Raw genomic sequence first — 15355 nt, forward strand, 5'->3', positions numbered from 1 at the left:
ATGGCAATTCGGTCTCGATGGAGTCTCGCGGCGGCGCTGTGCGCCGCCGTTTGTCTCTTCGGGCCTGGCCCTGGCGCTGCAACTGATTCCCACCAGGCCCTGTGCGAAGACTGGCAGAGCCGGCACCCCGAATGGATCTGGTGCGATGATTTCGAGATCGACCGTTTAAGCCATTACTTCGAGTACGACATCCGGCATGGCCGCTTCGTCCGCGAAGACGGGGCAGGCGTCGGGGCCTCCATCGGCATGCGCGCGGAATACCTTCCCGGCGATCCGCATGGAGGTTCGCTCCATCTGGCCTTCGGAAAGACTCCAAGCGGCTACATGAGGCCGGTCGATGCGGGGACGGCTCAATACCGCGACATCTACTGGCGATTCGACCTGCGGCTGCAACCGGGCTGGACCGGTGGCGGAGCCGATAAGTTAACCAGGGCCACCATTCTCTCCAGCGACCGATTTGCTCAGGCGGCAATCGGCCATTTGTGGAGCGGGGCCCGTCCGGACTCGGATCCCGACCGCCTCTACATCGATCCCGCATCCGGCACCGACGAATCAGGCGCATTGCGCACGACCACTTATAACGATTTCTCGCGCCTGCGATGGCTCGGCGCCGCCGGCGGCCGGACTGCGCTGTTCAACCCTGCCAACATCGGGAAATGGTTTTGTCTCGAAGTACACATGAAATTGAACAGTCGCGATGCGGAAGACGGCGTCCTGGAATATTGGATCGATGATCAGTTGGAAGCGCAACGGACCGGCGTGAATTGGATCGGCCGCTATCATGAATATGGCATCAATGCCGTGTACCTGGAACAATATTGGACCTCTGTTCCATTGAGCAAAGTTCAACAGCGCTATTTCGACAACTTCGTGGTCTCCACCGCCAGGATCGGCTGTGCCCGATAACGGGCGAATCCGGCAGCAGGTCCGGCCGGTAACCGGAAAAAGTTAACCGTTTCTTGATCTGCCGTGACACCCGGCTGGTGTAGACTGCCCACCCATTACGTATGGCATTACGGTCGACAGTTTCAGACAGCCAACCCCAGGCGCCGACACCTAAGGCTGCTCCCGGACGCCCGGTCACGAGCGATCTCTCCCGTCCCGAATGGTTCATCAATCGTGAGCTGAGTCTCCTGGAATTCAACCGCCGCGTGCTTGATCTGGCCAAAGACCAGAAAGTTCCCCTGCTGGAACGATTAAAATACCTCTGCATCGTCAGTTCCAACCTCGATGAATTTTTCGAGGTTCGAGTCGCCGGGCTTAAAGAACAGGTCACGCATGGAGTGGAGCAGCGGGGAGCCGACGGTCTGACGCCGTCGGAGCTCCTGGCCCGCATCGCCGTACTCACCCACCAACTGGTGCAGGAACAGTACGTCGTGCTAAACCAGTCGCTCATTCCGAAACTCGCCGACGAACGGATCCGCTTTCTAAAACGGGCCGACTGGATGCCGTCGCACATTCGCTGGATGCGCCGGTTCTTTTCGCGCGAGTTGCTCCCGTTGCTGAGTCCGGTCGGGCTGGACCCCGCGCATCCTTTTCCGAAACTGCTCAATAAGAGTCTGAACTTTCTCGTGACCCTGGAAGGGACCGATGCGTTCGGGCGCCCCAATGGGACGGCCATCGTACAAGTTCCGAGGTCGCTGCCGCGCGTGATTCAACTCCCCGTTCGCAATGCAGCCTGGCCGCACGATTTTGCGTTCCTGTCGTCGGTGATTCATGCCTTTGTGCATCAACTGTTTCCCGGCATGCATGTCACCGGCTGCTACCAATTCCGCGTGACGCGAAACAGCAATCTGTTCGTCGACGAAGAAGACGTGGACGACCTTCGCCGGGCCCTCGAGGGGCAGTTGCCGGATCGCCGCTTCGGCGATGAGGTGCGACTGGAAGTGGCGGACAATTGCCCCCCGGACCTGGTCTATTTTCTCCGCGAGCAATTCCATCTCGATGCGCGTGATATTTATCAATGCCACGGTCCAGTCAACCTGCACCGGCTCATGGCCGTGCCCGACCTGGTCGATCGACCGGATCTGAAGTTTCAGCCATTCACGCCCGGCGTTCCCGCGACTCCGGTGCCGAGCGAGGATTGGTTCGATGCCATCCGGCAGAACGACATCCTCTTGCATCATCCGTATCAATCATTCGCTCCGGTCACCGAGTTTCTTCGCCAGGCGGCCACCGATCCCCACGTGCTCACGATCAAGCAAACGTTGTATCGAACCGGGGCCGATTCTGCCATCGTGCAATCCCTCGTGGATGCCGCGCGCGGCGGAAAAGAAGTCACGGTGGTGATCGAATTGCGAGCCCGCTTCGACGAAGAAGCCAATATCGAGCTGGCGCATGATTTGGAGGAAGCCGGAGCCCATGTGGTGTATGGCGTGGTGGGACTCAAGACGCATGCGAAGATGAGTCTCGTGCTTCGGCGCGAAGGCCGGCTTCTGCGCAGCTATACCCATCTCGGCACCGGCAACTATCACGCCCGCAATGCCCGGCTGTATACGGATTTCGGATTGCTCACCTGCGATGCGGCGATTGGTCGGGATGTGCGAACGGTGTTTCAACAACTCACCTCGCTGGGGCAACCGGGTCGACTCAAACATCTGCTCCAATCGCCGTTCACCTTGCATACGACATTGCTGAAATGGATCGCGCGAGAAACCGACCGCGCCAGGAAAGGCAAACCGGCACACATCATCGCCAAGATGAATGCGCTTCTGGAGCCGCAGATTATTCGCGCGCTCTACAAGGCCTCTCAAGCCGGCGTCAAAATCGATTTGATCGTCCGTGGACCTTGCGCCCTGCGACCCGGGATCGCCGGCCTCTCAGAACATATTCGCGTACGTTCGATCATCGGACGCTTTCTCGAGCACAGCCGGATTTTCTATTTCCTCAACGACGGCGATGACAGAGTGTTTCTCTCCAGCGCAGACTGGATGGATCGCAATTTTTTCCGGCGGATCGAAGTCGCGTTTCCAGTCTTGGATCCGATACTTCGCCACCGGATCATCGAGGAAGGTCTCCGTCCCTACCTGGAAGACAATACCCACGCCTGGATTCTCCATCGAGACGGAACCTACAAGCGACAAACGCCCGGCCGAAGAGCGGCGCGGTCAGCGCAACAATGGTTGATGAACCGACTCGTCACCTAACGCTTCCATCAACGACCAGAGTCTTTTTCCTCCGCACGTTGTAACCCCTTCTTAACCTGTCCGTGATCCGCTTGTCGTGTTCACGCGGTAGCCTGTGGCCGCAACAGTCACTTTACCGATGGGAGGGGGGCATGGGCGTCGCGCATGTCGTTCGATCACGATCACGTCACCAGGCGTTCCGATCCATTCGCCGGCAATTGCTTCACGAACAGCGCAACTTATTGCGGCAAGCTGCGGACTGGACACCAGCGGCAACGCAATCGGAACTTCACGCCGATGTCCTCGACACCGCCACGTGCGAACGCGACCTGGCGCTCGACGAGCTCGTGAGACATCGCGCCCTGTTGCGTACGGGGGCCTAATCGCTTCGTGGGATGGGAGTTGAGCTGCGCCCACCTCTCCGCACCTCCTCTCCCGGGCTGTCCCCCTCTTCTGAGCCGGAGCGGGACAGCTCCCCTTATCTATCGTGACTGTGCATCATTGGTGACGGAGCGAGAAAATAGAGGGCGCTCGGTTCCAGCTCATGCCGGGACGACGATTAGAAAGATTCGAGGCATGAGGAGGAACGCTGACAGGAGGACAGATGCCGATTTCTGTACCTCCCGCCATGCAGCGCGCACAGCGGTTGGCACCGGACACTCCCGCGCAGCCTTTACAGGTCAGACGGCGGCCCTGGTGAACCCATCTTACAACGCGTCGGCAGAGAGACGTTCAAGTCGTTCGGCTATGCAACCCTGGCACAGCGTCGCCTGAGGTCGACGGATCCCGGGGACGGCGCGAAGATCGGTTCTACACTCACGGCAGACGCCGTTAACCCTGGACAACCCATGACGAAACGACAAGATATTTTGACGGCGTGGACGGAATCGACTGATCTTCAGCCCTTCCTGTACAAGTCGCATGTGATTCCTCCTGCGGTGGTGGTGAGGTGAGTCGATCACGACCAGCGTACAGGTGGAAGATCACAGAGCGCTCCGGAGCAAGTAAACAGTGTGTTAACGAGGAGCGGCCATGTTGAACACATGGCCTGCGCTGATAACATGTGGGTCACGAATAGGCAGGGTCTTGCCGGATGCGTCATACAAACGGTTGCGCACCGACCGTATGGTGCGCAACCTCAGACTGATGCGTTCCGCCTCTTACTTCGCCGACGCTCGATACCGTTCAATGATCGGCGCCCACGAAGGTTCAAGATCGCGCTTCGCCGTTGCCTGAAACCGGGCTTCAGCCTCTCCATCCCGGCTTCCTCGTTTTACGCTAACAGTATGAACGGCGAAATAGGCAGGCGTGCCAAGGACCTGGAGATCGGCAATCACTTGTCCCAAGGGTTTCCCCCAGAAGGCTTCGAAGTAATGGGCTTGCACGTCATCGGCCGCATTCTCCTGCAGCACCATCATCGACGCGCCGACCTCATACTCCCCCATGAAATGCATGCTCCCGGGAGTCACGGTCGTGTCGCTCTGCTTCACCGCCGTCTTCGGCAACAGAAAGAGGGTCACCTCCCGCACCTTACCAAACCCCTTTTCCGATGTGCTGAACGCCACCGCGGCATAACGTCCCGGCGGCACGTTCTGCACATACACCGTTCCGCCTCCCCCGCTTCCCGGAGGTGGGGCCACGATACTCGTCGGAATAAGCTTCGTTCCTTCGAATACATCGCGATCATTCTCGATCTTTACGAGATACAGGCGATCCTCTGTGTTCGGCGTCCATGCGGAACTCTTGAGCGTGATCCCGATCACGGCGCTCTGCTGGTCGATCGGCTTGGTAATGTGGACCGGCGAGACAAACTCCCCCGCTAGCCGCTGAAACTGTTTCTTCGGGGGCTTACTCGCACAGGCCGCACTGACGAGAAACACGACGGCTACCATCGAGATGACCATTCGATTCATAGAACTTCCTCTTGGTGGGTCGCACTGACCGGTTCGTCGGCCACAGTGTAGGAGATTCTACGTTGTGTCTCAATCGATACTTACGAAGGGGGCATGTCGCCGCCGGGCGGGCTTCGCCAAGAAGCAGGCATGCAATCACCTGATTGTCAGGTGAGAGGCAGGAGAGAGGACAGGAGAATCGGTCGGGGGGCAGTGCTGCAGTTCCTATGGGACCGGAGAAACAGGCGCAAGCGGCATATCCGCGGCAGTTTTCCCCAGGTTCTGACTCTCCAACGAGAGGCGCTTCAACACGCTATTCGCCCGCTCTTCCAGGCGTTCGGCCTCGCCCGAGCGTTGCCGGCGTCTCAATAAGGAGGCATAACTCTTCAAGGTCTTCACATACGTCTCACGATCATACCCGACAGCCTGCTCGTAGATAACCAGGGCCTGTTTGTACAGATCTTCCGACTGATCCAGCTTATTCTGCGACTGGTAGAGCGACGCCAGATTTTTCAGCTCGCCCGCCACTTGAGGGTTATAGGCGCCCTGCTGTTTTTCCCGAATCGCAATCGCCTGCTGAAACAACGGCTCTGCCTGCGAATAGAGTCCCTGCAGTTCATAGAGTTGTCCCAATCGACTCATGGCCTCTGCCGTATCTACATGGTCGCTCCCGAGCGACTTTCTGAAGATGCTGACGGCACGCTGATACAGCGCTTCGGCCTGTGGATATTGATTCTGCGCGCGATAGGTGTCGCCCAGATTTTCCAGGTTCCTCGCCACGATCGGGTGATTGGGGCCGAAGGCCTTTTCATGAATGGTGAGGGCGCGCTGATACAGCGGCATGGCGCGGGGATGTTGCCCCTGCGCCTGATACATTTTCGCCAGATTGTCTCGTGTGATCGCCGTCAGGCTGTGCTCCGGACCGAGCTGCTTTTCGAAAATGGCAAGGGCACGCTGCAGCACCGGTTCCGCATCGGAGAATCGCCGTTGATCCTGATACACTACGGCAATGTTGTTGAGACTTTCCGCCGTTTTGTTGTGATCAGGGCCGAACACCTTCTCACGGATTTCTCTGGCTCGTTGATGGAGCGCTTCCGCCTGCGTGTACAACCCTTGGAGGCGATAGAGCTCGCCTAAGTCCGTCAAACTCGCAGCCGTCTCAGCATGGGCGGGTCCATACACGCGCTCTCTGATGGCCAAGGCCTCCTGAAAGAGTGCTTCAGCGCGGGGATACCGGCCCAGCTCACGATTCACTTCTCCCAATTGGCTCAAGGTTTCGGCGAGACGCTTGCCTTGCGGGTCCAATACTTCCGCTTCTTTACGCGCCGCCACAAAGGATTCTTCGGCATGCGTATAATCGCCCGAGCGCATCGCGTTATTGCCACTATTCATCGCCGCGCGCCAGCGATGGTCCTCCGCGCATCCGGAGAAGAAGCCCAGAAAGGCTAGACCAATGGTAAATGCCAGCGCATTCGATCGCATGTTCATGATGGTTAACTCTTCGGTGGTGAGGCGGTTGCTGTTTGAAGACTACCTTTGCTTGCGGAATACAATAAGACTTACCCCCTCTAGAGACTCAAATCAACCCCGGGGAAGCAACTATTTTGACAGGAGGTGGATCGTTCACTTTTTCAGGCACTTAGCCCTCTCGATCCGGACAGATATTCTGCGGACCAGAGGCCATCAACGACTGCAGGGGCACATCGTGAGGAAGGAAACCAACTATGGTTTTTCCAATGCGGAATCGACGTGAGGAGCGAGCTTCGCGATCCCGGAAGTATCGTAGGGCAACACACTGAAGACTTTAGCCACATCGATCGCCGGCTTCCCGGGACGCAAGACTTTTTGCGCCAATGTTGCCAGCCACGACAGCGGAACGAGGACGAACCTGGGCAGCCACCACACCGACAGATCCGGATTGGCCTGGCGGAGACGATGCAGCAGCTCACGTTTGGTCGGAGACACGGGGTCAAGCAGATTCAAGGGACTGGGCGCCATGTCCCAGGCGTCTGTCATCCAGCCGAGGAATCGACCGGCAAATCCGACATCCACCACTCCAAGACGATCACCCGCTGATCCGACCGCCACAAAGATATTGCCCAATCGCTTGCCGAGACGGCCGGGCGGGTCAAAATCGCGATAATCGACCAATGCGCCAGGACGGACGACCTTCACCGACAGGCCCAGCTCTCTGCCGAGTTGCACCGCCAGACGTTCTGATTCCAACTTCCCCCATACATAAGGTCCCGATCCCTTGCTGTCCGGTTCCAAGGGATGATTGTCGGGAATCGGCTGCCCCGTGCCCTGTGCCAGCACGGCGAGGCTGCTGACATGAACGAAGTGTTTGACGCCCACCCCGGCCGCCCCTCGCAGCATCTGCTCCGTCGCATCCAACGAATTACGCTGATGCTCCGGCCAGCCACCCGCGGTTTCTGCGGCTGCATGAATGACCGTATCCACCCCCTTGAAGAGAGACGCGGCAGCGCCGGTCGCCACATCGGCCACCACATATTCGGCGCCGGCAATCCGTTCCCATGGCGATGGCTCGCGCCGTGCCACCACACGAACAGGACGTCCGCGCGACAAGAGCGCGCGGACGATTTCCTTCCCTAAAAATCCCGTTCCGCCGGTGACCAGCACGCCGCGGCTCTCGACCGGTTTTGGTGCGGCCGCCGCCAGGGCCTTGGCTTCCCCTGCCTTGAGTGCCTTCGCCACCCGCTCGCAGATACGCACGGTCTCGAGCAAACTCTCGGGCGACAGCGGCGACTGGTGACCGGTGCGGGCCGACTCGTAAAAGGCCGAAAACAGTTCGGCCAATCCCGGATAACTCCGCTGGCTCTTGAGGAACCGGCTCGCCATCGCAGAAGTGGTCCCGGCCAACAATTGCCAGGCCTGCCGGTAGGGCGCGAAGAGCTTATCAATGCCGGACGATCCCGGCCCGATAGCCCGTTGGGTGGTACTCCGAACGTAATCAGCAAATAACGAACCGTTGCGACCGATCACCCGCAGATAACTTTCGACAGGGCGTCCCTCCAGCGTCACGATCAACGTCCCGGTGACGCCGCCGCGTCGTACCAGCGCGTGTACGGTTCCGGCTTGACTGACCTCCAGCGACAATAGTTCCGTGCGCCCCTCTCCGGCTTGCTCCAACACCTGCAGCAGAAGATAGACGGGATGCGGCAGGATATCGAGTAATTGATGGTCGGCGCGAAGCACCTTCCGTCCGCCAGGCGCATGCCGGACGGTCCGAAAGGAAAAGTAACTTTCGACGTGCACGACCCGGCCAATCGAGGGCAAATATTGCGTCAGCACCCGGGTGGGCGGTTCGTAGAGCAGCTGGTGGCCGGCACAGACGCGAAGGTTTTTTGCGCTCGCCTCATCCAGGATCTGCTGTGCGTCTTCGACCGACTCGGTGAACGGTTTTTCCACATAAATGTGGCATCCGGCCTTAAGCGCCATACGCGCGAGCGGGGCATGGGTCGCCGGCGGAGTGATGATATGGACGACGTGAAGCTTTTCCGAAGCAAAGAGCTCTTCCGGCGTCTTAAAACAGCCAATACCCGGCACGATGTCGCGCATGGCGGCTTGAGCTGCATCGGAAGGATCGGCCACCGCAACCAACTGCACACCGGGACATCGCAAGATGGCGCGGGCATGGTGTTGCGCGTGGCGGCCTGCGCCGATGAGCGCAATCCGCAACGGCCCTGAAATTGGAGTGTTCTGGCTAGGGTTTGTCACAAGTAATCTGCAAATCTGCAGTGTTACTATAGTCTATTCTCGCGCGTTCTTGAAGTGTTCTTCGAAATTCGTGCAACAAGGCGGAGCAGCCCTACGAAGCGGACGCGTACCATCGACCCACCGACGTGGCACCACCGAAAGCGTGATAAATTGTTCGGGAATGCCTCGCGCTACTTATGCCTGCCGTCGAAGGGGAAGCACTGGTCCATAGAGTCCGGACAGAGCCGGCCGTTGAACTGAATCGCCGAGCGTTCTGCGATGAAGGTGGCGAGATCATACCACTCGCCGGACTGTTCCGTGACCCGTTTGCGCCAGAAGCACAGATTGATGATCCCCTGCGGCCTTCCAAGCCGCTCCTCCATTCTCCACATCGCTTCGTCCTGCCCGATTGACCGGACAAGGCTCTGACTGTGTGGGGCGCGCTCATAAAAAACAACCACTGCCCCAAGCACCGCGCCGATGTCATCGTTCGCACAGGGGAGATGCGCCGCCTACATGATCCAGCAGCTCGATGGCCGATAGCACCGACGCACCTTCACCCACCGCTGATACGGATGTGCAATTAACTCCTACAAGAGAAGACATCATGCGGGCTTCCTCCCAGATCTCACCGTACGTCGAGGCCTGACCGGCGATCATGAAACAGAGAATGATTGATGTCGATCAGAATGAGGAGGCCTGGAGCGGAGAGCCTTCAACTCTGAGGAAGCATGCCTGAGTTATCGTTTGCGGTAGAAGGAGGCGATCATCTGCACGACGTACTGAAGCTGCTCATCGGTCAGTTCTGCATAAATCGGAATCGACAACACTTCCTCCGCGGCCTGTTCCGATTGCGGGAACGCGCCTTTCTGATAGGCCAAGTCGCGATAACAATTCTGCAGATGCAACGGCAATGGATAATACACTTCCGACCCCACGCCGTGATCCTTCAAGTATGCCCGCAACTCATCGCGCTTCTGGACACGAAGTGTGAATTGATTGAAGACATGGAAGTTATCAGGACGTGTAACCGGCAGCGTGACATAATCGGTCAATTGCGCGTCGGCAAACAATTGTGTATACCGCGCAGCATTCCTCCGGCGGCCTTCGGCCCATTGATCGAGCCGTTTCAACTTTACCAGCAAGACGGCCGCTTGCAAGGCATCCAACCGGCTGTTGATGCCGATCGCTTCATGCACGTACCGCACGCGGCTCCCGTGAACCCGCAACATGGCGATGGATTCCGACAGCTCCTTATCATTGGTCGTCACCATGCCGGCATCACCGAAACCGCCCAGGTTTTTCGACGGGAAGAAGCTGAAACAGGCCACATCTCCCAACACACCGGCGCGCCGTCCGTGTTGCGCGGCGCCGATAGCCTGGCAGGCGTCTTCGATCACGCCGATCTTGTGTCGTCGCGCAATGTCGTTGATCGCGCCCATCTCCGCGCATTGGCCGAACAGATGCACGGGAATAATGGCCTTGGTCCGTCCGCTGATCGCTCGTTCCAGCAGCTTCGGATCCATGTTGAAATCATCAGGGCGGATATCAATAAACACCGGCTTGGCGCCTAGCCGGGAAATCGCTCCCGCCGTCGCAAAGAAGGTAAAGGGTACCGTGATGACTTCGTCGCCCGCCTTGACTCCTAACGCCATCAACGCAAGCAGCAAGGCATCGCTGCCTGAGGCCACGCCCACCGCATACGTACTGTTCGCATAGGCCGCCACTGCCTGTTCGAGCGCCGCCACTCGCGGCCCGAGGATAAAGCCCTGCTCATCGCAGGTGGCCTCGATAGCCGCCAGGATTTCACTGCGCATGGATTGGTACTGGGCTTTCAGATCAAGTAGCGGAATATTCATCGTCTTAACCGGTTCCCTCTTCACATTCGATTGGGCTGCAACTTCATCATATCTTCTGCCGGCCGCGTGGCGTGCAGGAGATACGTGTAAAGCGAGTGATACTGTTTGACCGTTTCCTGAATCGTAAACTCTTCCGGCAATTCCTGCGTCCCGTTCCGCAGATCCGCACGAAGTCGCTCATCGCCCAGTAATTGACACACGCGACTCGCTATAGCCCGGACATCGCCCGCGGGACAGAGCGTGCCCTGGATGCCCTCAACAATCGCTTCGGCGGAGCCGCCTACTCTGGTCGCCACGATGGGAATCCGGCTCGCCCTCGCTTCCAGAATCGCGCAGGGCAATCCCTCCCATTGAGACGTCAACACGAAGACATCGAACGCCTTCAGCAATGAAGCCACATCCCGTCGCCAGCCGAGCAACGTGACCCGCTCCTGAAGCCCTTGCGCTTGGATCATCGCTTCGATCTGCGGCCGTAACGCGCCGTCGCCGACCAACACACATTTGGCTGCAGGCATACGCTGGCAGACGATCGCGGCGACGCGGATAAAGTCTTCGGGAGATTTTTGCGGTTTCAAGCACGAGACCGTTCCTACGAGCAGCTGCTCAGGTCCTACTCCCAGCGAGGCTCGAAGGCGGTCTCGTTCCGCCGGCTCGATGCGCGCCGCGAATGCTGTCGGATCAACGCCCGGCCTGATCACCGATACCTTCGACGCGCTGAAGAGCTCCCACTCGAGTCCCTGACGGCGATCGGCCTGAGAGACCGCAATCCAATGGGTAGTCACGCGCCCGACCATCCATTCAAGCCCGATGACCATATGTTGGAGCCACAGTGGCTGGGCAGGTGTCACGCCATACCCGTGTATCGTGTGCAGGATGCAAGGAACCCCGGCAAGCCAGGCGGCCAACCGCCCTAGGATACCAGCTTTTGAACTGTGGGTGTGCACAATCTTTGGCCGGAGCCGCCGAAACGTGGCGACCAGTTCCCATAACGCGCGCAAATCTTGTAGGGGGCGAATGTCTCGAACGAGCGAGGGAATCAGACGAAGCTCGACGCCTTCGAGCGCATGCGCCTCCTCAGTCAACAAACCGCCGGGCCCGGCGATGAGCACCGGGCGGAATCGCCGTCGATCCAGACTCGACACCACCCGCATCGCCACTTCCTGTGCGCCGCCCAATTCGAGTTTGGTGATGACGTGACAGATTACATCCATGCTGTTGATGCGCTCAGGCCGCGGCCCTCATTCGCAATCGCATGGCAATCTGCTGCCCCTGGGCGATTGCGTCTTCCATCGACGTATGCTCCCACAAGCCATATCTCCCGATTGACGAAATGCCGCGCCGTTCCAGCTCAGCCAGTAACTCTTTCACAGCGCGGCCGCGGTACCGGTCGAACAGCACATAGGCGTAGTACAAATCTTTGACGTCCGACATGACCAGCTCATCAGTCGGCTGCAGCACGCCCGCCTCTTCCAACCCGCGGCGAACCCGCTCGATCAGCGCGGCCTCCGACTCTTTCTCCGTCGGCCGGTGCGAAATTTCCACATAGAGCGAACTGCATCCGGGCCGTCCCATGGAGGCAGAGAAATTCATGGGGAACCCAGCCCGATAGAACGGGTACCGGTGCTCCGGGAAATAGATCCAGTGTGTGTCGGAAATGCGTTCCCGGGCGACGGCCAGATTGACGTTGTACACAGACACCCAACGCAGCGACCCGGCCAATTCCCGCATCGACGCCGGAAGATCAACACACCGCCGCACCAGCTCCGGCAATGGAATCGTCGAAATGAGACGGTCGTACTCCTCGGTGCGCTCCCCCTGAGCACTCCGGAAAATAGCGCGGCGCCTCCCCGTTTCGATCTCCACCAAATCGGAATCGTACGAAAGGTTTTCGACCGACGGGAGGAACGCTTCCGGCAATACCTTAATGCCGCCGCTCACCGGATACTGAAACGATGGGTTGTAGCCAAATGCCTTGTCCTTAATGCCCAATGCCCCGCTGACCACATCCTTGACATCCGGTTTCGGCACGAGCCACGACACCCAGTCTGAGGTGAGGTCATCGAGCGGCACCTGCCAGAGCTTTTCATTAAATGGCACCATGAAATGTTTGGCGATCCCTTCGCCCAGGCTGTCGATGATCCATTGTTTGAACGATGGACTCTCGACCGACGGCGTAGATGCGGACTGTGTCAGTGTGGCGATGAATCCCAACAGGCACTCACGTACCACCTCCGGCGGAAGTCCGTACGTATTGACCTGAAACGGGTACTCCGTATAGGTGTCGTGAGAAAACACATAGGATTTGCGCGCGTGCCGCTGAAGCCGATCGGGGAGAAGGCTTTCCACCAATGCCTTGATCGCCGTCTGGCGAAAGTGGAGCAGATGTCCCGTATAGTCGAAGGTGAATCCGTCTTTGACGTACGACCGGCAGAGTCCTCCGACTTCGCGTTCCCGTTCCAGAATCTTGTACGGCATCCCGCGCAAGTGATAGGCCGCGCTGAGCCCTGCCAACCCCGCCCCGACGATCACAATCATACCGCGTCGGTCCTTTCTGTCGAACGTGCCGGGACGACCTCAGGGCTCACGGCAACGACTCCGCTGCACACATTCACCCGCGTCAGCGCGACCGCAGCGGCGGCCAGCCCCAGCACGGTCACGCCGCTCAAGATCACGGCGAGATCCTGCGGAACGGCCATGACCAGCAATCCGATCCCGCCTAAGATTGCCGCGCCAAGGTAACTGAGCAACACCACGTGCGTGACCGAGAGCCCCCAATGACGCAACCGTATCGCGATGTGGTCGGGGCTGCCGAGAAAGACCGGCAATCCGCGCAAGAATCGGATGTACATGACGAACAGCGTGTCAAAAATCGGCATCCCCAGGATCAAAACCGGCGTCAACAGCGAGACGGAATGACCTTCCGTGTACTTGCCGATCATCGACAGGGCACCCAGCATCAGGCCGATGAACATGGCGCCGGAATCCCCCATGTAAATGGACGCCGGCCGCCAGTTGTATCGCAGAAAACCCAGCAGGCTTCCCATCAGCGCGGCCAGCATAAAAGCGATCGTCTGGTCACCGTTCAAAATCGCGACCACGCACAGAAACGCTGCGCTGATCACGCCAACCCCGGCCGACAAGCCGTCCATGATGTCCAGAAGATTGAAGGCATTGATGATGCCGATCATCCAGAACACGGTCAGCAGGATATCGACCCAATCGGGAAGAGACGCAATCTCGATACGTATGCCGCTCTTGATCAAGACAAACACCGCCAGGAACTGTCCCGCCAACTTGGCGCCGGGCGACAACACTCCGAAGTCGTCGATCAATCCCAGCATGATGATCAACGTTCCCGAGAGCACGATGCCGAGCACGTCCTGCCGGAACTCGAAGGTAAACGCCAGGCTCACGAGAAAAGAGAGGTAGATCGCCAATCCGCCCAAATACGGAACCGGCTCTCCCTGATGCTTGAGCCGGCCATCCGGGCTATCGACAATGCCGAACTTCAACGCGGCCCGGCGCGCAATCGGCACGCCATACACCGACAGCAAAACGGCGACCAGGAATGTCAGCGCCAGGAGGATCATCACGCACCTGTGGAATGTCTACGGTCAGACAGAGGCAGGCCGACAGGCCGCTGCATCAGAAGATGAGGCTCGCCCTGGACAAAGGTGCGATAGACATCGGCCAGCCTGGGCCCCCATACCGCCAGGGAATACCGCGTCTCTACGGTCTGGCGGCCTGCCTGTCCCATGCGAGCGCGCAATTGTGGGTCCCGGCACAATGATTCGAGGCGCTCATACCACTCTTGTTCGGTCGAGGCGAAAAATCCATTGTCCCCATTCACAAGAATCTCGCGATTGACCCCGACAGGCGAGGCCACCGCCGGCAACCCTACCGCGAGATATTGCAACAGCTTGAGCGCGCACTTGCCCCGGGCCCATTCTGTATCCTCCAGCGGCATCACGCCGATGGTGGCATCCTGAAGATCCTCAACTTCACGCCGCCACTCCCAGGATCGAAACTCGATGTCCAACCCGTCGAGCACCGGTGGCTGAGAACAGACGACGCGAAGCTTCACGCGATACCGCTCTTGCAGCCGGCGGAGTGCAGGCGCAAGCACGTTCAAATACTTGAGGTTGTAAGCCAGGCCGATCCAGACAATCGTGATAGGGTCATCGACCAAATCGGATGCGGCGGTCGGTCGCAAGGGCCTGGGGGCAAATCGCTCAGTGTCCACCACCGTCGGCACCACCGTGACTTGAGAGGAATATTGGGTGGCGTAGGCGGCTAACCGATCGTTTCCAACAATGACGCCCATCGCCATCCTGAAGAGCACAGGCATCTTCCGTTCATGGCCACGAGTCAGATAAATGGCGTCATCCATTTCGAACACCAACCGATACCGCAACCAGCGCAACAGCCGTTCGATCAGGGGAGGCGCATAGGGAAAGAGTTGCCCTTCGATCACGATCAGGTCCCGTCGCCCCAGAGTCAGGAGCGTTCCCAAACGTTTGAGAAAGCGGGCCAGGACATAGGGAATTTTCAGACAGGTTTGTAAGACTGATGAGCGCACTTGAAGAATCGAGAAGTAGGTGGCGCCGAACAGCGGATCTACATGGCAATCGATGCCCGACTGTTGAAGATGAGGCAAGAATTGGTAGACGCGGTAGCGACTACTCGGGCCGATGGGCGAGCTTTTGGAAAAATAGGTAACCGTCATGGCGCGTCTATCGTCCCGTTGCCTCGCAATATCCAC

At 58.7% G+C, this 15355-nt stretch carries 12 protein-coding genes; 3 read left to right on the forward strand and 9 right to left on the reverse strand.

The features are described from left to right. The 3 genes from GDA65_09770 (at position 1) to GDA65_09780 (ending at position 3508) form a co-directional block, all read left to right on the forward strand. A complete protein-coding gene (locus tag GDA65_09770; protein MBA5862980.1) occupies positions 1 to 906 on the forward strand; it encodes a hypothetical protein in 906 nt (301 codons plus the stop codon). A 101-nt stretch (positions 907 to 1007) separates the two neighbouring features. Beyond that, on the forward strand, positions 1008 to 3146 hold the full coding sequence (ppk1, locus tag GDA65_09775) for a polyphosphate kinase 1 (GenBank protein MBA5862981.1): 2139 nt from the start codon (positions 1008 to 1010) through the stop codon (positions 3144 to 3146). Between the two features lie 131 nt (positions 3147 to 3277). Then, positions 3278 to 3508 carry a hypothetical protein gene (locus GDA65_09780; GenBank protein MBA5862982.1) on the forward strand — a complete coding sequence of 77 codons (231 nt, stop codon included), beginning with the start codon at positions 3278 to 3280 and terminating at the stop codon, positions 3506 to 3508. Between the two features lie 777 nt (positions 3509 to 4285). Here the strand turns inward: GDA65_09780 and GDA65_09785 are convergent. The 9 genes from GDA65_09785 to GDA65_09825 form a co-directional block, all read right to left on the reverse strand. Then, positions 4286 to 5038: a hypothetical protein gene (locus GDA65_09785; GenBank protein MBA5862983.1), complete on the reverse strand. Its 753-nt coding sequence runs from the start codon at positions 5036 to 5038 to the stop codon at positions 4286 to 4288. 204 nt (positions 5039 to 5242) lie between these two features. Next, complete coding sequence (locus GDA65_09790) at positions 5243 to 6505, reverse strand: tetratricopeptide repeat protein (GenBank protein ID MBA5862984.1); 1263 nt, start codon at positions 6503 to 6505, stop codon at positions 5243 to 5245. Between the two features lie 234 nt (positions 6506 to 6739). Next, positions 6740 to 8755: an NAD-dependent epimerase/dehydratase family protein gene (locus GDA65_09795; GenBank protein ID MBA5862985.1), complete on the reverse strand. Its 2016-nt coding sequence runs from the start codon at positions 8753 to 8755 to the stop codon at positions 6740 to 6742. 170 nt (positions 8756 to 8925) lie between these two features. Beyond that, entirely contained in the window at positions 8926 to 9126 is a 201-nt protein-coding gene (locus tag GDA65_09800; GenBank protein ID MBA5862986.1) for a hypothetical protein, read from the reverse strand. Between the two features lie 348 nt (positions 9127 to 9474). Continuing rightward, on the reverse strand, positions 9475 to 10593 hold the full coding sequence (locus GDA65_09805; protein ID MBA5862987.1) for an aminotransferase class I/II-fold pyridoxal phosphate-dependent enzyme: 1119 nt from the start codon (positions 10591 to 10593) through the stop codon (positions 9475 to 9477). A gap of 20 nt (positions 10594 to 10613) precedes the next feature. After that, on the reverse strand, positions 10614 to 11804 hold the full coding sequence (locus GDA65_09810; protein MBA5862988.1) for a glycosyltransferase: 1191 nt from the start codon (positions 11802 to 11804) through the stop codon (positions 10614 to 10616). A gap of 13 nt (positions 11805 to 11817) precedes the next feature. Continuing rightward, positions 11818 to 13128 (reverse strand): NAD(P)-binding protein, encoded by a 1311-nt coding sequence (locus GDA65_09815; GenBank protein ID MBA5862989.1) that lies wholly within the window; start codon positions 13126 to 13128, stop codon positions 11818 to 11820. Next, complete coding sequence (locus GDA65_09820; protein MBA5862990.1) at positions 13125 to 14183, reverse strand: undecaprenyl/decaprenyl-phosphate alpha-N-acetylglucosaminyl 1-phosphate transferase; 1059 nt, start codon at positions 14181 to 14183, stop codon at positions 13125 to 13127. Before GDA65_09820 ends, GDA65_09815 begins: the two co-directional genes overlap by 4 nt. Further along, positions 14183 to 15319 (reverse strand): glycosyltransferase, encoded by a 1137-nt coding sequence (locus tag GDA65_09825; protein MBA5862991.1) that lies wholly within the window; start codon positions 15317 to 15319, stop codon positions 14183 to 14185. Before GDA65_09825 ends, GDA65_09820 begins: the two co-directional genes overlap by 1 nt. Positions 15320 to 15355: the final 36 nt, after the last annotated feature.

This window comes from Nitrospira sp. CR1.1 (genome assembly GCA_014055465.1).
Classification (GTDB): domain Bacteria; phylum Nitrospirota; class Nitrospiria; order Nitrospirales; family Nitrospiraceae; genus Nitrospira_A.